15 protein-coding genes are annotated in these 18,081 nt (G+C 66.0%); 2 read left to right on the forward strand and 13 right to left on the reverse strand.

Translation table 11 applies throughout. From position 1 onward, the window contains the following. Window positions 1–8 precede the first annotated feature (8 nt). On the reverse strand, window positions 9–1,205 hold the full coding sequence (locus PS060_RS10990) for an NAD(P)/FAD-dependent oxidoreductase (protein WP_273983163.1): 1,197 nt from the start codon (window positions 1,203–1,205) through the stop codon (window positions 9–11). Window positions 1,206–1,270: 65 nt separating this feature from the next. Here PS060_RS10990 and uvrC point away from each other — a divergent pair, with 65 nt between their 5' ends. Then, a complete protein-coding gene (gene uvrC, locus PS060_RS10995; RefSeq protein WP_273983165.1) occupies window positions 1,271–3,232 on the forward strand; it encodes an excinuclease ABC subunit UvrC in 1,962 nt (653 codons plus the stop codon). Window positions 3,233–3,297: 65 nt separating this feature from the next. On the opposite strand, the gene PS060_RS11000 is transcribed toward uvrC, so the two are convergent. The 3 genes from PS060_RS11000 to PS060_RS11010 all read right to left on the reverse strand — a co-directional run bounded on the left by PS060_RS11000 (window position 3,298) and on the right by PS060_RS11010 (window position 7,921). Beyond that, the gene (locus tag PS060_RS11000) at window positions 3,298–4,200 is read right to left on the reverse strand and encodes an OmpA family protein (RefSeq protein WP_273983166.1); all 903 of its coding nucleotides are present in this window, start codon (window positions 4,198–4,200) and stop codon (window positions 3,298–3,300) included. Between the two features lie 256 nt (window positions 4,201–4,456). After that, window positions 4,457–6,295: a DUF885 domain-containing protein gene (locus tag PS060_RS11005; RefSeq protein ID WP_273983168.1), complete on the reverse strand. Its 1,839-nt coding sequence runs from the start codon at window positions 6,293–6,295 to the stop codon at window positions 4,457–4,459. Window positions 6,296–6,424: 129 nt separating this feature from the next. Beyond that, window positions 6,425–7,921 carry a carotenoid oxygenase family protein gene (locus PS060_RS11010; RefSeq protein WP_273983170.1) on the reverse strand — a complete coding sequence of 499 codons (1,497 nt, stop codon included), beginning with the start codon at window positions 7,919–7,921 and terminating at the stop codon, window positions 6,425–6,427. Between the two features lie 152 nt (window positions 7,922–8,073). Here PS060_RS11010 and PS060_RS11015 point away from each other — a divergent pair, with 152 nt between their 5' ends. After that, window positions 8,074–8,889 (forward strand): universal stress protein, encoded by an 816-nt coding sequence (locus tag PS060_RS11015; protein ID WP_273983171.1) that lies wholly within the window; start codon window positions 8,074–8,076, stop codon window positions 8,887–8,889. Window positions 8,890–8,939: 50 nt separating this feature from the next. On the opposite strand, the gene PS060_RS11020 is transcribed toward PS060_RS11015, so the two are convergent. The 9 genes from PS060_RS11020 to hisG form a co-directional block, all read right to left on the reverse strand. After that, complete coding sequence (locus PS060_RS11020) at window positions 8,940–9,863, reverse strand: acyl-CoA thioesterase (protein ID WP_273983173.1); 924 nt, start codon at window positions 9,861–9,863, stop codon at window positions 8,940–8,942. A gap of 22 nt (window positions 9,864–9,885) precedes the next feature. Further along, on the reverse strand, window positions 9,886–10,764 hold the full coding sequence (locus PS060_RS11025; RefSeq protein WP_273983174.1) for a cupin-like domain-containing protein: 879 nt from the start codon (window positions 10,762–10,764) through the stop codon (window positions 9,886–9,888). Continuing rightward, window positions 10,764–11,927: a GNAT family N-acetyltransferase gene (locus PS060_RS11030; protein ID WP_273983175.1), complete on the reverse strand. Its 1,164-nt coding sequence runs from the start codon at window positions 11,925–11,927 to the stop codon at window positions 10,764–10,766. The genes PS060_RS11025 and PS060_RS11030 overlap by 1 nt, the downstream gene beginning before the upstream one ends. A gap of 180 nt (window positions 11,928–12,107) precedes the next feature. Further along, the gene (locus PS060_RS11035; protein WP_273983176.1) at window positions 12,108–14,273 is read right to left on the reverse strand and encodes a sodium-translocating pyrophosphatase; all 2,166 of its coding nucleotides are present in this window, start codon (window positions 14,271–14,273) and stop codon (window positions 12,108–12,110) included. 188 nt (window positions 14,274–14,461) lie between these two features. After that, window positions 14,462–15,319: a thiamine-phosphate kinase gene (gene thiL, locus PS060_RS11040; protein ID WP_273983177.1), complete on the reverse strand. Its 858-nt coding sequence runs from the start codon at window positions 15,317–15,319 to the stop codon at window positions 14,462–14,464. After that, the gene (locus PS060_RS11045; protein WP_273983178.1) at window positions 15,312–15,626 is read right to left on the reverse strand and encodes a hypothetical protein; all 315 of its coding nucleotides are present in this window, start codon (window positions 15,624–15,626) and stop codon (window positions 15,312–15,314) included. The genes thiL and PS060_RS11045 overlap by 8 nt, the downstream gene beginning before the upstream one ends. Continuing rightward, window positions 15,627–16,094 (reverse strand): transcription antitermination factor NusB, encoded by a 468-nt coding sequence (gene nusB / locus PS060_RS11050; protein ID WP_273983179.1) that lies wholly within the window; start codon window positions 16,092–16,094, stop codon window positions 15,627–15,629. Further along, on the reverse strand, window positions 16,091–17,389 hold the full coding sequence (gene hisD, locus PS060_RS11055) for a histidinol dehydrogenase (RefSeq protein WP_273983180.1): 1,299 nt from the start codon (window positions 17,387–17,389) through the stop codon (window positions 16,091–16,093). The genes nusB and hisD overlap by 4 nt, the downstream gene beginning before the upstream one ends. Next, complete coding sequence (hisG, locus tag PS060_RS11060) at window positions 17,386–18,081, reverse strand: ATP phosphoribosyltransferase (RefSeq protein WP_273983181.1); 696 nt, start codon at window positions 18,079–18,081, stop codon at window positions 17,386–17,388. Before hisG ends, hisD begins: the two co-directional genes overlap by 4 nt.

Raw genomic sequence — 18,081 nt, forward strand, 5'->3', positions numbered from 1 at the left:
CAATTTCCTTACGCCCAATGGGCCTCGGCCAGCGCTTCGGCGCAGGCATGGGCGCTGGCCCAGGCCCATTGGAAGTTATAGCCGCCGAGCCAGCCGGTCACATCGACCGCCTCGCCAATGGCATAGAGGCCGGGGACCTTGGCGGCCTCCATCGTGCGGCTGGAAAGCTCGGCGGTGGCGATGCCGCCTGCGGTGACTTCGGCCTTGGCATAGCCCTCGGTGCCATTGGGGGCGAAGCGCCAGTCGGCGAGTTTGGATTGGGCGGCGCGCAAGTCCTTGTCGGAGATGTTGCCCAGTTCGCGATCCAGCCCGAGCCGGTCGGCCAGCGCATCGGCGAGGCGGTCGGGCAAGCGTTCCCTGAGCAGGGTGCGAAGGTGCGTGCGAGGGCGGCTGTGCTTGGCTTCGATCAGCCAGTCGGTCGCGGCATCGGGCAGGAAAGTGATCCCCACCGCCTCGCCATGCCGCCAGTAGCTTGAAACCTGCAATATGGCCGGGCCGGAGAGCCCCTTGTGGGTGAACAGCGCGGCCTCGGCGAATTCGGCTGTCCCTGCGCGGGCCAGCACCGGGGCGGCAACGCCGGAGAGTTCGCGGAACAGCGTCTCTTCGCCGCCCAATGTCAGGGGAACAAGGGCGGGGCGGGGCTCGACCACCTTGAGGCCGAATTGCCGCGCCAGCCGATAGGCGAAATCGGTCGCGCCCATCTTGGGGATGGACGGCCCGCCGGTGGCGATCACCAGCGCGGGGGCTTGCCACTGGCGGCCATCTTCGGCGGTGACGATGAAGCGACCGTCTGTGCTGCGTTCGACAGTCTGTGGCGCGGTTTGGCAGCTTATTGTCACGGTTTCGGCGGGGCATTCCGCCAGCAGCATCGCCACGATCTGCTTGGCCGACCCGTCGCAGAACAGCTGGCCGAGGGTCTTTTCGTGCCAGGCGATGCCGTGCCTTTCGACCAGCGCCAGAAAGTCGGCCGGGGTGTAGCGGGCCAGCGCGCTCTTGGCGAAATGGGGATTGACGCTGAGATAGTTCGCTGGCCCCGCGCCGAGATTGGTGAAATTGCACCGCCCGCCGCCCGAGATCAGGATCTTCTTGCCCGGCGCCTCGGCCTTCTCCAGCACGGCGACCCTGAGGCCGCGCTGGCCCGCCTGCCCGGCGCAGAACAGTCCGGCCGCTCCCGCGCCGAGGATGATGACGTCGCTCGTTTCCACGAAGCTGCCGATAGGGGGGCGCGCGGGAATTGCCAATCGCGCCCTTCCATCCCTATTGGGCAGGCATGGCCAAAACCCCCGCCGGCACCCCCCACGACCCCCGCGGTGCGGAGCGCTTCAACGAGGAGCGCGCCGCCTATACCGTCGCCAGCGCCCAGCCCGATCTGGAAGGCGGGGTGCAGGCGATCCGCGAGACGGTGAAGGTGCTCAAGCCCGTCCCCGGCGTCTACCGGATGCTCGATGCCCGGGGCGAGGTGCTGTATGTCGGCAAGGCGCGGAGCCTGAAGGCGCGGGTGGCGAACTACACTCAGATCGCCGGGCTATCGGGGCGCATCCTGCGGATGATCAGCCAGACCCGCAGCATGGAAATCGTCATCACCAATTCCGAGGCCGAGGCGTTGCTGCTCGAAGCGCAGCTGATCAAGCGTTTCCGCCCGCCTTTCAACGTGTTGCTGCGCGACGACAAGAGCTTCCCCTTCATCCTGCTGCGCGCCGATCACGCCTACCCGCGCATCCAGAAACACAGGGGCGCGCGGCGGGCGAAGGGCAATTACTACGGGCCGTTTGCGAGCGCCGGCAGCGTCAACACCACGTTGAATGCGCTGCAAAAGCTGTTCCTGCTGCGGAGTTGCACCGACAGCTTCTTCAACAACCGCGACCGGCCCTGCCTGCTCTACCAGATCAAGCGCTGCTCCGCGCCGTGTGTGGGGCGGATCGACGAGCCGGGCTATGACGCGCTGGTGCGGCAGGCGAAGGATTTCCTCTCGGGCAAGTCGGGCGCGGTGCAGGCCGATCTCGAGCGGCAGATGGCGGAGGCCGCGGCGAACCTCGATTTCGAGACGGCGGCGATGTTGCGCGACCGGTTGCGGGCGGCGACCTTCATTCAGGGAAGCCAAGCGATCAATGCGCAAGGGCTGGGCGATGCCGACGTCTTCGCGCTTGCCGCCAAGAACGGGCAGATGAGCGTCCAGTCCTTCTTCATCCGCGGCGGGCAGAACTGGGGCCACCGCGCGCTGTTCCCGCGCCACACGGCGGATGTCGACGAGGCGCAGGTGCTCGCCGATGTGATGCTGCAATTCTATGAGGAAGTGCCGCCGCCGCCGACCATTCTGGTCGACCGCGAATTGCCCGAAAGCGAGCTGATCGAGGCCGCGCTGTCGGAGCTAGCGGGCCGCAAGGTGCGCTTGTCCGTTCCCGAACGCGGCGACCGGCGCAAGCTGATGGCGCAGGCGCAGCGGAACGCGGTCGAGGCGCTCGAGCGGCGGCTGGCCGAAACCGGCACCAAGGCCAAACTCAACCGCGAACTGGCGGAGTTTCTGGAGCTCGATTCGCCCCCGCAGCGGATCGAGGTCTACGACAACAGCCATATCCAGGGCACCAAGGCCGTGGGCGCGATGGTGGTTGCCGGGCCAGAGGGCTTCGAGAAGGGGCAGTACCGCAAGTTCAACATCCGCGAGGCGCAGACCAACGACGATTTCGCGATGATGCGCGAGGTGATGCAACGGCGGTTCCGCAACTTCGCCGAGGGCGAGGAGAACCCCGAGGCCAAGCCCGGCGGGCACGAAACCACGCTCCCCGACCTGATCCTGATCGACGGCGGCAAGGGGCAGCTTTCCAGCGTCATGCGCGTGCTTGAGGAGATCGGCATCGCCGACGATGTCGCGGTGATCGGCATTGCCAAGGGGCCGCATCACGGCAGAGAAGGCCGCGAGGTGTTCCACTTTCCCGATGGGCGCGAGAAGATGCTTCCCGTCAATTCGCCGTTGCTGTTCCACTTGCAGAACCTGCGCGACGAAGTGCACCGCTATGTCATCGGCGCGCACCGGGCGAAGCGATCGAAGGCGATCACCGCCTCACCGCTGGACGAAATCCCCGGCATCGGCCCGGCCCGCAAGCGCGCGCTGCTGCTGCACTTCGGCACGGCGAGCAAGGTTCGTGCGGCGGCGCTCGCAGACCTGCAACGCGCGCCCGGCGTCAGCGCGACGGTGGCGCGCAAGGTCTATGATTTCTACCACGCCGGTGGTTGAGGGGGGGACACGAAAAAGGGCGAGCCGCGCGGCCCGCCCTCCTTCGTCACCCGTTTGTGCCGGGCTTACTGCCCGTCTAGCGCCTTGCTCACCAGCACATTGACCGAAACGCGGCGGTTCTGCGCGCGGCCTGCCGGGGTGCTGTTGTCGGCGGCCGGATCGGCGGTGGCCATGCCGGTCGGCGTCAGCATCCGGTAGGGCTTCCACTTGCACACCTGCTGCAAGTGGTTGACCACGGCGGCAGCACGCTTTTCCGAGAGGGCCTGGTTGACCTCCTGCGAGCCGGTCGTGTCAGTGTAGCCGAGCACCAGCATCAGCGAATTCTCGTTCGCGCCCGCCTGCTGCGCGGCAAGGCAAAGCTCGTTCTTGGCCGCGGGCGAGAGCACCGCCTTGCCGGTGTCGAAATAGACGTTGGTGGTGCTCTTGAGGTTGTACTTGTCGATGTCGCCAAGCCGGCCGCGCAGCGCTTCGGTGGCGGCGGCGTTCTGCTTGATGGCAGCGCCCTGCTCGCCGAACTGCTGCTGGGTGCCGCCGCGGATCATTGCCGCGATCTGGCGGTCATCGCTGGTGAAGCGGACTTCGCTCGCCACCAGACCTTCGCCAAACTGACCGGTCTTCACGATCACCGGCAGGCCATTGATGAGGGCGGTCTGGTCGAAGGTCTTGTTGCCGATCCCGAGGAAACCGCCGCGCGTGCGGATTTCGGTTTCCGGGTGCAGCGTCACCATGGTCACCGTCCCATCATCGGCGGTGATCTGAAGCCGCGAGCCCTTGCGGGCCGAGATGATGCCAGAGACCTTCGGCCCCTCGGTCATTTCGGCCAGCGGGGGAAGCGAGCCATAGACCGTGGTCAAGACCTCACCCTGATCGGCGGCGGGCATGGTCTGGGCAGCAAGGCCCGTGGCGGCGGTGGCGCCCAGAAGGGCGATAAGCGCGGCGTTGCGCGCGGTGCGGATAGTCGTGGTCACAGTGGTTGTGCTCCTGTGTGCGGGCCGCGATCCCTTGTGGTGGCCCATGATTGGCGTTTTCTGCGCGAGCCGTGGTTGTTCAGCAACACCTTGCTCGCAGGTGAACACCCTTCATCGCCTCTTTGCAGGAGCGGGCAACCGGGGCAAGTTATGCGACGAGTTGAGCCGCGCGCAAGCCTCCGCTTCGCGTGATCCGGTGTCAATCACCGCCATTGCGGCATCGTCAGGGGCGGGCAATCCGGCCCCGCCGGATGCGCTATTTCGCCGCTTCGGATGCGATCCAGCGGTCGATCTTGGCTTCCAGCACGGCGAGCGGCAGGCCGCCGGTGTTCAGCACCTGCTCGTGGAAGGCCTTGATGTCGAACTTCGCACCCAGCTTGGCCGCCGCGCGCTGGCGCAGCTCCTGGATCTTGAGCGCGCCGATCTTGTAGCCGAGCGCCTGTCCGGGGATGGCGATATAGCGGTCAACCTCGGCAATCACTTCGGTGCGGGTCATGCCAGAATTGTCCATCATGAAGGCGATCGCCTGATCGCGCGTCCAGCCCTTGGCGTGGATGCCGGTATCCACCACCAGCCGCATCGCGCGCAGCTGTTCGTCCTGCAAGGTGCCGTAGCGGTTCCACGGATCCTTGTAGAAGCCCATCTCATAGCCCAGCGTTTCGGCGTAGAGCGCCCAGCCTTCGACATAGGCATTGGTGCCGCCATACCGCATGAAGGCGGGCAGCGCCTCGTTCTCCTGAGCAAGACTGATCTGGAAGTGGTGCCCCGGCGCGCCTTCGTGGAGGTAGAGCGTGACGTTGCCCGGGGTCAGGCGGCTCGGCAGGTCATAGGCGTTGAAGTAGAACACCCCCGGCCGCGTGCCATCGGCCGAGCCCGACTGATAGGAACCGCCCGCCTCGAACTTTTCGGTTGAGGGATCATAGGGCCGGATTTCCAGCGGCGACTTGGGCACCAGCGAGAACAACGTGGCGATCTTCGCGTCGACCTGCTTGCCGATGTCGTAATAGGATTGCGTCAGCGCTTCGCGGCTCTTGGGCTGGAACTTGGGATCGGTGCGGACATAGTCGAAGAACTGGGTGAGGGTGCCCTTGAACTTCACTTCCTTCTTGAGCTTTTCCAGATCGGCCTTGATCCGCGCGACTTCGGTAAGGCCGAGCTGGTGGATCGTTTCAGGGTCGAGCGGCAAGGTGGTCGATTCCTCGACCAGCCGGGCATAGAGCTTGTCGCCCCCCTTCATCTGCGACAGGCCGATGCTGTCACGCGCGGCGGGAAGATATTCGTTCTTGAGGAAGTCCCGAAGCCGCGTGTTGGAAGCGTAGATTTCCTGCGTCTTGGCCGCATAGGCGGCGGTGAGGCGCGCGCGATCGGCATCGCCGATGGTGTCGGGGAAGGTCTTGGTCGGCGCCATGAACATCGAATCATCGACCGGAGTGTCGAGCTGCGTGCCCAGCTGGGTGACCATGATCTCGACCGTCAGCTTGGTCTCGACCACGCCCGAGGCCATTCCTTCGCGGAACTTGCCGATCGCGCGGTCGATGAAGGCGATGTAATCATCGTGGCGGCTGAGGTTGTCTTCGTAATTCTGGATCGTCTTGAACGGGGCGACCCCGGTGCCGCTGGCAAATTGCGGGTAGAAGGTGTGCAGCCCGTAGAAGTGATTGAGCGGGCGCACTTCGGTCAGCGCACGCATTTCATCGCTATATCCCTCCAGCGCGCGGCTCTGAGTGTAGAGGAACACATCGTAGGCCAGCTGATCGGTCGCATCGAGCTTGCTGCGGTCGATGGCGGCGAGCAGGGCGAGGTTGAGCTTGATGTCGGTGCGGCTGGCAAGGAAGGCGGAATCGGTCAGCAGGTCGCCCAGCCGGTCAGCGCCGTCTTCCTCGCCCCGGAACAGGCGCGAGAGCGGGTTCAGCGCCAGTTCGCGCGCGTCGGCATCGTCGAACAGAGCAAAGAGCTTGTCGTGTTCGGTCTGCGGGGCGGCGGTGTTCGTCCCGGTCGCCTGCGCGGCCGCGGGCGCTGTCACGCCGTGCGCCTGCGCCGGCGCGGTGGTGAGCAGCAAGGCCGTCGACACGGCGAGGGCGAGGCGCAAGGTCATGTAAGGTGTCCCCTGGGTGCAGATATCCAAGGGTGCGCGCCTAGGCCTCGCGCCACAGGGGCACAAGAACGCGGGCGACGAGCGACATCGCCGCATCGACCGGCGGCATGACGTCAGGGCACGGCGAGATCAGGCCGCGGCGAACCGCTCCCGGTGGAAGGCGGCATCCTTGCGCAGCTGATCATGTTCAACCCACACAGAATGGGTGCCCGAAGAGATCTTGTGCGGCAGGGCAAGGCGGCAGATCGGGCCTTTGGTGACGTCCGCTGCATCGAGGATCGCACATTCGGACGTGCCGGTGTTCTCGTCGATCAGGAAGGTGACGAGGTAGCCGGAGTCTTCAGCGGTCGCGCCCTTGCTGGGGATCATCGGGCTTTCGCTCGCATAGACCCCCTCGGGCAGGCGATAGACCTGTTCTTCGCCGGTCTCGGTGTCGTGGCGGACATAGCCGTTGAACAGGAACCAGCCGGGCCGGGTGGTGGTCGACCAGACGTAGCGGCTTTTGTGCATGGCGTAGCGCGGATTGATCATCCCGAATTCGACGATCTTGTCCGACAGGCGCTCTTCGCGGGTCTCGCCGGTCTTGAGGTTGAAGCGCCAGCGGTGGAGGCGGCTCTGGAAGGAGTGCTCGTCCACGTAAGCCATCATGTGGCTGTAGCGGCCCATTTCCTCGAGCGGATCGGGCATCGGCTTGGCCTGATGATAGCCTTCGAGGATCACCTCGTCGCCCTCTTCCCACGCATTGGTCCAGTGGAGGACATAGGTCGGCGCGGCCTCGAACCAGCGGATGTCCTGCGGCTGGCCATGGCGCGGGATCAGCGCAAAGCGGGTCGGCACGCCGGGGTGGAGGCGGGCGGCATGGATGTTCCGCTCCAGCAATTCCTCGTCCCAGAACAGCGGCATATCGTTGAGGATCGACCAATTGGGCGTGATCGCCATATCATGCGGCAGGCGCGGGCCGGGCAGGGGGATGGGCACGTAATGCACCAGCGCCCCGGTGCGATCGACCACCCCGTAATGCATGAAAGGCGCGTGCTTGGAGTAGTTGAAGAACATCATCTCCCCTGTCCCCTCGTCGACCTTGGGGTGGGCCGAGATGCCGTCGAGCGGCACCCACGGTGCCTTGCCGCGGCTGCCCAATGTCACGGGATCGAGCATCCACGCCTCGCCGCACTGGTAGAGTGTGGCATAGGCGGTGCCGGCGTGAACGATGATGTCGGTCGAGCCTGTGTCCTTCAGCCCCCCATGCGCGCCGAATCCGGGCCGGACACTGGTGCCCCACGGGTCCATCAACCCGCCCCACAGACTGCGACCCGCGATCTGCTCGGCCTCGAAGCAATGGGTGCGCACGAAGCGGTTGCGATAGCTCGCCTTGCCGCCTGAAATGCTGACCTGATGGATCATCGCATCGCCGTCGAAAGGGTGATGACGCCCAAGTGGCTGGTGCACCTGGTTTTCGGTGTTGCGCAGATAGATGCCGTCGATGTCGGCAGGGATCGCCCCTTCGATCACCCGCAGTTCGGGCACGTCGACCTCTTCATGGCAGGGCGTCCACGGCCCGGTCAGATAGGGGTGGTTCGACGGCTCCAGCGAGGTTTTCACCGGCGGATGGCGCGTGATCTGCATTTCATTCTCCCTTCCGCGCAGAATGATCGCGCGCTTTATCTCTGGCAAGGTGCTATGGTGCGATCACGTGGACCCGCAACGAAAATTGATCCGGGTCAAAGCCAGACACGACGTCCGGGGCGATCATCCTCAGCATCAATGGGAGATCCGCCATGAAATCGATCCTGCTCCACATCGACCACGACACCGCAATGAAAGCGCGCCTGCAAGTCGCGCTCGATGTCGCCCGTGCCACCAACGGCCATGTTACCTGCCTCCAGGCCGTGAGCTACGAGGTCTTCGCGCCGGGCGATTTCTACGGCTCGGCGATTGCCGCAGCGATGCCGGTGATTAAGGAGAACGCTGAAAAGCTGCGCAGCCAGATCGAAGCGGAGCTGGAACACGAAGGCGTGCCGTGGGACTGGCGCTTTGTCTATGGCATCGCCCCGCACCGCCTGCTCGAAGCCTCGCCACTGGCTGATCTCGTGATCCTTGGCCCTGCCGAGGTCGGGTATGACGGGCGCGGGCCTTCCGCGCTGGTGGGCGATGTGGTGCTCAAGGCGCACGCACCCGTGCTGGTGGTGCCGCAGGATGCGGTCGCGCTCGATCTCGGCGCGCCGATGCTGGTGGCGTGGAACGGTTCGGCGGAAAGCGCCCACGCCCTGCGCGCGGCGGTGCCGCTGCTCGCCTGTTCGTGCAAGGTGACGCTCGCCAGCATCACCGAGCCATCCGAAAAGTCGCGTTACGATTTCCCCTCGACCGACGGGGCGAAATACCTGTCGCGCCACGGGATCGACTGCGAAGTGGTCGAAATCCCGCGTGGGGAGGCGAACATTGCCGACACGCTGTTTGCAGCTGCGCAAATGCGTGAATGCGGGCTGCTGGTGATGGGAGCCTATGGCCATTCCCGCCTCGCCGAACTGGTGATGGGCGGGGTCACGCGCCGGATGCTGAGCGCGCCGAAGCTGCCGGTGCTGCTGGCGCATTAGTTCGTCATTGGATTGGTTCGCTCTGCTCGCAATGACGAAGGGGAGGGGGCTTACCCCTTCACCTTCCGCCGCATCATGCCTTCCTGCGCGACGCTCGCCACGAGTTCGCCAGCAAGGTTAAAGATGCGCCCGCGGTTGAACCCGCGCCCACCGCCGCTCCAGGGGGCGTCAGTGGCATAGAGCAGCCATTCGTCGGCCCGAGCCTCACGGTGAAACCACAAGGCGTGGTCGAGGCTCGCGCCGACCAGTTCTCCCCGCATCCAGCTGAGGCCGTGGGGCAGCGCGCTGGTGCCGAGCAGGGTGTAGTCGCTGGCATAGGTGATGATTGCGCGGTGCAGTTCGGGCGTATCGTCAGTGCCGGTGATCGGCGCGCAGACCCGGAACCAGGTATGCGCCCGCGGCGCGCGCGGTTCCTTGTTCATCCAATGCAGCGCATCGACCGTGCGCATCTCGATCGGGCGCGGGCGCAGCATCATGCGGCGCTGCTGCTCGCTCATCCGATCGCCCAGCCGCTCGGCGATTGCGCGGCGCTGCTCCATGTCGGGGCGCAGATCTTCGGGGCCGGGAACATCGGGCATCGGCGAATCGATGTGTTCGAGCCCCTCTTCGGGCAGCTGGAAGCTGGCGGTGAGGTTGAGGATCGGCACTGGTGTGCCGTCCTCGCCCTCCTGCGAGGCGACGACCCGGCGATTGGCGAAGCTGCGCCCGTCGAAGTCGCGCGCGATGCGGTATTCGATCCCCGCACCTTCGCGCCCGCCGCGCAGGAAATAGGCGTGGAGCGAGTGGGCGCACTTGCCGTCGGTGACGCTCGCCTGCGCCGCCTGCAGCGCCTGCGCCAGCACCTGACCGCCGAACACCCGCCCGATCCCGTCGGCTTGCGGCGGCCCGGCATAGACATCCGAGGCGCGCTTTTCGACGGTGAGCAGGCGGATCAGGCCTGCAACGAGCTGTTCCCGGGTCGGCGTATCAGTCATGGCGCCATGCCATGCGGCGCAGTCAGTTTCCGGTCAAACCCAAACGACGCATCACGCGAAATGCATAGGCCTTGGCGTAGTTCTGCTGCGGCCAGCGACCCGGCGCTGCGGGACGCAAGCCCTTCTCGCGCAGGATCGCGTTGAAGATGCGCGCATCGCTTTCGCGGTAGCTCCACTCGCTGCGCCAGGTGATCGACAGCGATACCGACGGCGCGGGGCCGTTCCTGACAAAGTGCGGCGCCATCACCGGCACGAACAGCGCCTCGCCGGGCGCGAGGGGGAATTCGGTGCCGTGTTGCAGGAAGCTGTCGTCCCACTTCAACTCGCGCGGGCCGCCCGAATGGTAGGTCTCGTGGGCCTCGTCCGGCACGAAACGCGTGTCGCCTGCGGGGAACTGGGTCATCACCTTGCTGCCCCGGATCTGGAGCAGGATGTTGTGCTCCGGATCGAAGTGATAGGGCGTGACCGAATTGGGGCTGGAGACGAAGATGAACCCCTGCGGCGTCAGCATCGCGCCGGTTGCAGCCTCGATCTCGGGGCGGATTTCCTCGAGCAGGCCGAGCAGCAGATCGTGATAGACGGGCACCTGCTCGATGTTCTTGAGCACCGCCCAGCTTTCCGCCTCGGCGACCTTGCGGATGGTCTCGGCAATGGTCATCCCGTTGGAGCCGGGCTTGCCGTCAACCCCGATCGGCAGATCGCCGCGGTTGTATTCGACGCTGCTGAGCGGCAGCTGTTCAGCCAGCTGCGCTAGTGCCTCGATCTCCAGCAGCGGATGGCTCGTAAGGGCGTGCGTCAGGATGTGCGGCCGTTCGGGATAATGCGCGGCAAAGCGGCGGCGCGCAGGCCGGTCAAACACCGTCGCGGGCAGAGCGTCAGCAAAGTGGGCAGGAGCGTTCATCAGCGTGTCCTCGATCGGGTTTCCCAGGCCATCAGCAGGCGGAAGGCAGCGCGCCGCAGCGGGCCGCCGATGGCGATATTGCGGCTCACCACGCGGCGACGGTCGCGCCACAGGCGTTCGATCATCGGGTGGCCTTCGACCGCGCAGCTATCGGCCCATTGCACGTCCGCCCGTTCCAGCAGCGCAAGGTTTTCCAGCTGGAGCAGCATCCCCGGAGAGAAGCGCGCAAAGGCTTCGTCGAAGGCGGTCTTGAAGCTGTAGGCGCCCGGCGGGGTGATGAAATTGACCAGCATCGCGACGGCGCGCCCGTCGATCCTGAGCGCCAGCCGTTCGAGCCGCCCGGCCGCCGCCGCGCCTGCCAGCGACTGTTCGAACAGCGCGCGGGTGTCGGGCGCATTGGCGAGCGCCGAGCCCGCCTCGCCCTTCCAGCCCGCCGCCTCCAGCGCGAGGAATTCCGCCGTCCAATCGGCAAGCCCCGCATCCCCCTCGACCCGCTCGAAGGCGAGCACGCCTTCTTCGGCAAGGCGATTGTGCTGGCGGCGCAGTTCCTTGCGCTTCTTGGCGGACATCGCCGCTTCGAGATAGGTCGCTGCGTCGCAATCGCCGGTGAGCAGTGCGCGGGCTTCCTCGGCGACGGTGTAGTGGACGCGGGGGCTGCGCGCGAGCGCGCGGTCAAGCGCTGCGCCGACCGGGCCTTCGACCGACATCAGCGGCAGGTGCAGGAACAGCGCGCGCCGGGCGCGGCGGTCGAAGTGGGCGAGGATGTCGGTCCAGAAGGCGTCCTCAAGGCCCACGGCGACCAGCGGCGTGCCGCAAAAGGCGTTGGCGTGCAGCCAGCCCGTCGCATGGGTCACGACATGGCCGTAATATTTGGCGCTGCGCACCACCGGCAGCAGGCCAGCCAGCCGCCCCTCGTGGAACCATGCCTTGGTCACCACGCGGTCGGCCGCGCCCCATTGTGCCAGCGAGGGCAGCAGGAACCACGGCTCGAAGAAGGGATTGGGCTCTGACGCGCGGGCCACCAGCCGTTCCCACTGGGCGAGGAAGGCGGGTTCGGCCAGTTCTTCAGCCGTCAGCAGGCGCAACTCACCATGCGGCAATGCGGTCGGCGCAGTGCCTGCGCTGCCGCTGGTGCGAAAACTGTCCGCACGTGCCATGTCCATCTTCGTTAACCCTGCCTTGCCGCGCGGATCCGTGCGCTTGGGCAGCGATATGACACAGGGCGATTAAGAAAGCCTCAGCGTGGGCGGCGGCTGTCCGAGAGGGGGACAGGGGCTCGTGCAAAGATAAACCCCGCCGGAATTGCTGCCGGCGGGGTCAGGATTTTCACCGGATCGGACGGGTTACGCCGCCCCGTGTGCCAGCGCCGCGAGCAGCAGCAGCGCGACGATGTTCGTGATCTTGATCATCGGGTTGACCGCCGGGCCAGCGGTATCCTTGTAGGGATCGCCGACCGTGTCGCCCGTCACCGCGGCCTTGTGGGCTTCACTGCCCTTGCCGCCGTGGTTGCCGTCCTCGATGTACTTCTTGGCGTTGTCCCACGCCCCGCCGCCAGCGGTCATCGAGAGCGCGACGAACAGCCCGCCCACGATCACGCCCAGCAGCAGCGCGCCCAGCGCCGCAAAGCCGTTGTCCTGTCCGGCGATCGCGGTGATCACGAAATACACCACCACCGGCGCCAGCACGGGCAGCAGCGAGGGGATGATCATCTCCTTGATCGCCGCCTTGGTGACGAGGTCGACGGTGCGGGCATAGTCGGGCTTGGAGGTGCCTTCCATGATCCCCGGATTGGTGCGGAACTGCTCGCGCACATCCACCACCACGTCGCCCGCCGCACGGCCGACCGCGGTCATGCCCATCGCCCCGAACAGGTAGGGGAGCAACGCGCCGAGCAGCAGGCCGACGATCACAAAGGGGTTTTCGAGGCTGAAGTCGACATCCGCATCCGGGAAGAAGGTGCGAAGATCGGTGGTGTAGGCCGCAAACAGCACCAGCGCGCCGAGGCCCGCCGAACCGATGGCATAGCCCTTGGTCACGGCCTTGGTGGTGTTGCCCACCGCGTCCAGAAGGTCGGTCTTCTCGCGCACGCTATCGTCGAGACCCGACATTTCGGCGATCCCGCCTGCGTTGTCGGTCACCGGGCCATAGGCGTCGAGCGCCACGACCATGCCGGCGAGTGCCAGCATCGCGGTTGCCGCATAGGCAATCCCCATGAGGCCGGCGAGGCCATAGGCGATGATGATGCCCGCGACGATAACCAGCGTCGGCAGCGCGGTCGCCTCAAGGCTGATCGCGAGGCCCTGGATCACGTTGGTGCCGTGGCCCGTCTCCGAAGCCTTGGCGATCGAGCGCACCGGGCGATACTTGGTGCCGGTGTAATACTCGGTGATCCAGATGATGAGCCCGGTGATCGCAAGGCCCAGCAGGGCGCACAGGAACAGGCTCATGCCCGAAAAGCCCATCGTGATCGTGGTCTGGGTGATGGTCTCGCCGGTGGCCGGGTCGATGATCTGCGTCACATCTTCCGAGCCGCCGCCGATCTCGCGCTTCATGTCGCCCAACGCATAGGTCATCACGCCATAGATGGCGGGAATCGAGGTCAGCGCGGTGACGATGAAGCCCTTGTACATGGCCCCCATCACATTGGTTCCGCCGCCCAGGCGCACGAAGTAGGTGCCAAGGATCGAGGTGACGATGCACACGCCGCCGATCAGCAGCGGCAGCGCCATCATCGGCAGCAGCATCTCGCCCAGATCGGTGAGCAGCAGCGCGGTCAGCACCATGGTCGCGCCGACGGTCACGACGTAGGTCTCGAACAGGTCGGCGGCCATCCCGGCGCAGTCGCCGACATTGTCGCCCACGTTGTCCGCGATCACCGCCGGGTTGCGCGGATCATCCTCGGGGATGCCGGCCTCGACCTTGCCGACAAGGTCCGCGCCCACGTCTGCCGCCTTGGTGAAGATGCCGCCACCCAGACGCGCGAAGATCGAGATCAGCGAGGCGCCGAAGGCAAGGCCGACCAGCCCGTCGATCACAGCGCGGCTCGACGGGGTCAGCCCCATCGGCCCGATCATCGCGGCAAAGAACACCGCGATTGCGAGGAGCGCGAGGCCCGCCACGAGCATCCCGGTGATCGCGCCTGCGCGGAAGGCGAGGGTGAGGCCCGCCTGCAGCCCCTCGGAGGCCGCCTGCGCGGTGCGCACGTTCGAACGCACCGAGATATTCATGCCGATATAGCCCGCCACGCCCGAAAGCACCGCGCCGGTGACGAAGCCGATCACGGCGGTCGTGCCCAGCGCAAAGGCGACAATCGCGGCGACGACGACACCGACGATGGCGATGGTGGTGTATTGGCGGTTCAGGTAGGCCTGCGCGCCTTCCTGAATGGCGGCGGCAATCTCCTGCATCCGCGCATTGCCGGCGCTGGCACTCAGCACCTGCGAGCTGGTGACGATGCCATAGACAATGGCAAGCACCCCCAGCCCAATCGAAATGAGCAATAGATTCACGAGCAATCCCCTCTCGTTTTATGTTGCTTCCCCTTGCGGGGCGCACGCGCCTCTTTTGTGATCCCTCGGGCGCGAGGCGCATAGTCATAGGGGCTTGCAAGGGGCTGGCAAGCCTCCCGGAGAGTGCCAAAGCGCGTTTTGCGCCGCTTTCAGCAGTATTGAGAGGGATAGCGCGCGCTGTAGCCGCGTCAGCCGTGGCGGTAGCCGAGGTGTGCCGGATCGCTGAACACGGTCTCGCCGAGAGCCAGGGGGGCAGGGCCGCGCAAGGCTACGATGCCGATGCGGTGTGCAGGGACAGGCAGGTTGGCCGTTGGCGGGGCGGTGAACAGCAGCTCGTAATCATCACCCCAGCGGATGCTCTTTTCGAATTGCGCGGGATCGCCGACGGGGATCGCCGCCGGGTCGAGCGCGAAGGTCACCCCGCTTGCCTCGGCCATGCGGAAGGCATCGAGCAGAAGGCCGTCCGAGACGTCCATCATCGCGCTGACCTGGGGGGCGAGCGCAAGGCCCTCGACGAGGCGCGGCACGGGGCGATTGAAGGCCGAAAGGTGTTCGGGATCGCCCGCAAAGCCGAGCATCGCGCGACCGACCGGGCCGGTGATCCACACCTCGTCGCCCACCTGTGCGCCGCTCCTTGCCGGAACCGGGGTGAACGTCGCCCGCCCAATGGCCGTCAGGCCGAGGGTGCGCGCTCCAGCGGCACCGATGGTGTCACCCCCGAGGAGCGGCGTGTCGAAAGTCTCGAGCGCCGCGCGCAGGCCTTCGAGAAACCGCGCATCATCGCGCCCCAGTGTGTGACCCAGCAGCACGCCGACCGGCGCCGCGCCCTTCGCGGCAAGGTCTGAAAGGTTGGTCACCACCAGCTTCCATGCCACATCCGCCATGTCGGCATCGGGGCGGAAATGGGTGCCCTCGGCCATCATGTCGTGAGTGATGACGAGGGTTTCGCTGCCGACTGTCAGAACGGCGCAATCATCCATCAACCCGCGCCCGCCCGGGTGGAGCGGCAGGGCGCGCAGGGCGGCGATGAAATCGGTCTCAGTCATTGCCTCGTCCGCACAACCAGATCTCTGCTCCTGCCGGTATGTCCGCCAGCGTCACCTGCGGTCCCAAAAGGATTGGAGTTCCTATTTGTGTGCGCTTGGCGACAGATGCCATAGAGACGGGACGGCCAATCATTTCCAAGCCGCGAACTGAAGTCAGGACATCTCGCCTTCCTTCAACCTTGATCGCCAAGGGATCACCGATCTGGATGCGCAACGCGCCATCGTGTGGAATGCCCGGAACGACAACAATTCCACGTCCGGTGATCTCGAATGCGTCCTCAACAGCCGAGATAAAGGTTGAAGGCACTTAGCCCCGCGCGTCCTTGGCCACCGCATCGAGGATGCCGTTGACGAACTTGGCCTGCCCATCATCGAAGAACGCCTTGGCGACCTCGACATATTCGTTGATCGTCACGGCCGAAGGCACATCGGCGCGGGCGAGCAGCTCGTAAGCGCCCGCGCGCAGGATTTGCAGCATGGTCTTGTCGAGCCGCGCGAGGCTCCACCCGCTTGCCAGCTTGCTTGCCACCAGCGCGTCGATCTCGTCGCGGCGGGCATCGACCCCGCGCACCACATCGTCGAAAAACGGCACTTCGGCATCGGCATATTCGGCGGCGTCGAAAGCGTCCTCGTCGATGGTGCGGCCGAGGCGATGCTGGTGGAATTCATCGAGCAGGCGGGGCAGCGACGTGCCCTCCATGTGCTGCTGATAAAGCGCCTGAACAGCGGCAAGACGCGCAGCCGAACGGGCTTGCGAGCGGGCGGGGTGGTTCATTTGATTCTCAATTCGACAGATTTGGCGTGAGCCGGCAGCCCCTCGGCATGGGCGAGGGTGGCAGCGGCAGGGCCGATGGCGGCGAAGGAGGTCGCATCAAGCCCGAGAAAACTGGTGCGCTTCATGAAATCGAGCACCGACAACCCGCTCGAAAAGCGCGCGCGGCGACCGGTGGGCAGAACGTGGTTCGGCCCGGCGACATAATCGCCCACGGCTTCGGGGGTCATGCGACCAAGGAAGATGCTGCCCGCGTGGCGGATCGCTGCAAGGTAGGGTTCCGGATCATCGACCGCGATCTCGACGTGCTCGGCGGCGAGGCGGTTGGCGAGCGCGGGCGCTTCGGCCAGCAGATCGTTGACCACGATCATCACCCCGTGCGCGTCCCACGATGCCCGCGCGGTCTTGGCGGTCGCAAGCTGCATGATCTGGAGGTCGATGCAGTCCTCCACCTGCCGCGCGAAACCGGCATCGTCGGTGATGAGGATCGATTGCGAGGTCGGATCATGCTCGGCTTGGCTAAGCAGGTCTGCCGCGATCCAGTCGGGATCGTTCTTGCCATCGGCGATCACGAGGATTTCCGAAGGCCCGGCGACCATGTCGATACCCACCACGCCGTAAAGCTGGCGCTTGGCCTCGGCCACCCAGGCGTTGCCGGGGCCGGTGATGACGTCCACGGGCTTGATCCGCTGGGTGCCATAGGCGAGCGCGCCGACCGCCTGCGCGCCGCCGACGCGCCAGATCTCGTCCACGCCTGCGATGTGCGCGGCGGCGAGAACCAGCGGGTTCGACTGGCCCTTGGGTGTCGGGGTGACGACCACCAGCCGCTCGACCCCGGCCACACGCGCCGGAATGGCGTTCATCAAGAGCGAGGAGGGATAGGCCGCGCGCCCGCCGGGGACATAGAGCCCCGCCGCGTCCACCGCCCGCCAGATCGCGCCCAGGCGCACGCCCGCGCTGTCGGTGTAGTCGCGGTTCGCCGGAAGCTGCGCCTCGTGATAGGCGCGGATGCGCGCGGCGGCGAGTTCCAGCGCGTCGCGCAGATCGGGGGCGAGGTCGTTATAGGCCTGCTCGCATCGTTCGCGGGTGATCACCCAGTCGGCATCGTCGACCAGCGTATAGCCATCGAAGCGCTGGGTGTATTCGACCAGCGCCGCATCGCCGCGCCCTTTGACGGCCTGAAGGATGCTCGCAACCTGACCCGCCACATCGGTATCGGATTCACGCCGCGCATCGACGATCCGGGCGAACTTGGCCTCGAAATCGGGTTGCAGGGTGGAGAGCATTGATACGGTCATGCGGCAGCAACTGCGCTGTTGCACCGCACCTCGGCCTCGCGGCGGAAGGCATCGACCAGCGCTGCGACCCGGGGGTCGGTCTTCAGAGCGGTGCGGTTGACGATCAGACGCGCGGAAATCTCAAGGATCACCGCGCTTTCGACGAGGCCGTTCTCGCGCAGCGTGGTGCCGGTCGAGACGAGATCGACGATCTGGCGCGCAAGGCCGAGTGACGGCGCCAATTCCATCGCCCCGTTCAGCTTGACGCATTCGGCCTGCACGCCGGCCGCCTCGAAATGGCGGCGGGTAAGGTTGGGGTATTTGGTCGCGACCCGCAGGTGGCTGACACTGCCCGCCGCGTGAGCGTCATTCGCCATGCGCGCGACCGACAGGCGGCACAGCCCGATCCCGAGATCGACCGGGGCGTAGAGATCGGCGTAGTCGAATTCCTCGATCACGTCCGAACCGACGATCCCCACCTGCGCGGCCCCATGCGCGACAAAGGTCGCGACATCGAAGGCCCGCACGCGGATCATCCGCATATCGGGGCGGGTGCAGGCAAAGGCGAGCGCACGGCTCTTGGGATTGTGGAAGTCCGCGTCAGGCTCGACCCCGGCGCGCGCCATCACCGGCAGCGCTTCATCGAGGATGCGCCCCTTGGGGACAGCGAAGGTGAGCTGTCCGATATTGTCGGGAAGGCCAATGCTGGTCAT

Source organism: Erythrobacter sp. BLCC-B19, assembly GCF_028621955.1.
In the GTDB taxonomy this organism is placed as follows: domain Bacteria; phylum Pseudomonadota; class Alphaproteobacteria; order Sphingomonadales; family Sphingomonadaceae; genus Erythrobacter.

What these genes read in the sequence shown, in the direction of transcription:
- uvrC (WP_273983165.1), top strand. Translation starts at nt 1,271, where the DNA reads ATGGCCAAAACCCCCGCCGGCACCCCCCACGACCCCCGCGGTGCGGAG.
- PS060_RS11010 (WP_273983170.1), bottom strand. Translation starts at nt 7,921, where the DNA reads ATGCAGATCACGCGCCATCCGCCGGTGAAAACCTCGCTGGAGCCGTCG.
- hisD (WP_273983180.1), bottom strand. Translation starts at nt 17,389, where the DNA reads ATGACCGTATCAATGCTCTCCACCCTGCAACCCGATTTCGAGGCCAAG.
- PS060_RS11030 (WP_273983175.1), bottom strand. Translation starts at nt 11,927, where the DNA reads ATGGACATGGCACGTGCGGACAGTTTTCGCACCAGCGGCAGCGCAGGC.
- PS060_RS11005 (WP_273983168.1), bottom strand. Translation starts at nt 6,295, where the DNA reads ATGACCTTGCGCCTCGCCCTCGCCGTGTCGACGGCCTTGCTGCTCACC.
- PS060_RS11020 (WP_273983173.1), bottom strand. Translation starts at nt 9,863, where the DNA reads ATGACTGATACGCCGACCCGGGAACAGCTCGTTGCAGGCCTGATCCGC.
- thiL (WP_273983177.1), bottom strand. Translation starts at nt 15,319, where the DNA reads ATGACTGAGACCGATTTCATCGCCGCCCTGCGCGCCCTGCCGCTCCAC.
- hisG (WP_273983181.1), bottom strand. Translation starts at nt 18,081, where the DNA reads ATGACCAGCATTGGCCTTCCCGACAATATCGGACAGCTCACCTTCGCT.
- PS060_RS11015 (WP_273983171.1), top strand. Translation starts at nt 8,074, where the DNA reads ATGAAATCGATCCTGCTCCACATCGACCACGACACCGCAATGAAAGCG.
- PS060_RS11025 (WP_273983174.1), bottom strand. Translation starts at nt 10,764, where the DNA reads ATGAACGCTCCTGCCCACTTTGCTGACGCTCTGCCCGCGACGGTGTTT.
- nusB (WP_273983179.1), bottom strand. Translation starts at nt 16,094, where the DNA reads ATGAACCACCCCGCCCGCTCGCAAGCCCGTTCGGCTGCGCGTCTTGCC.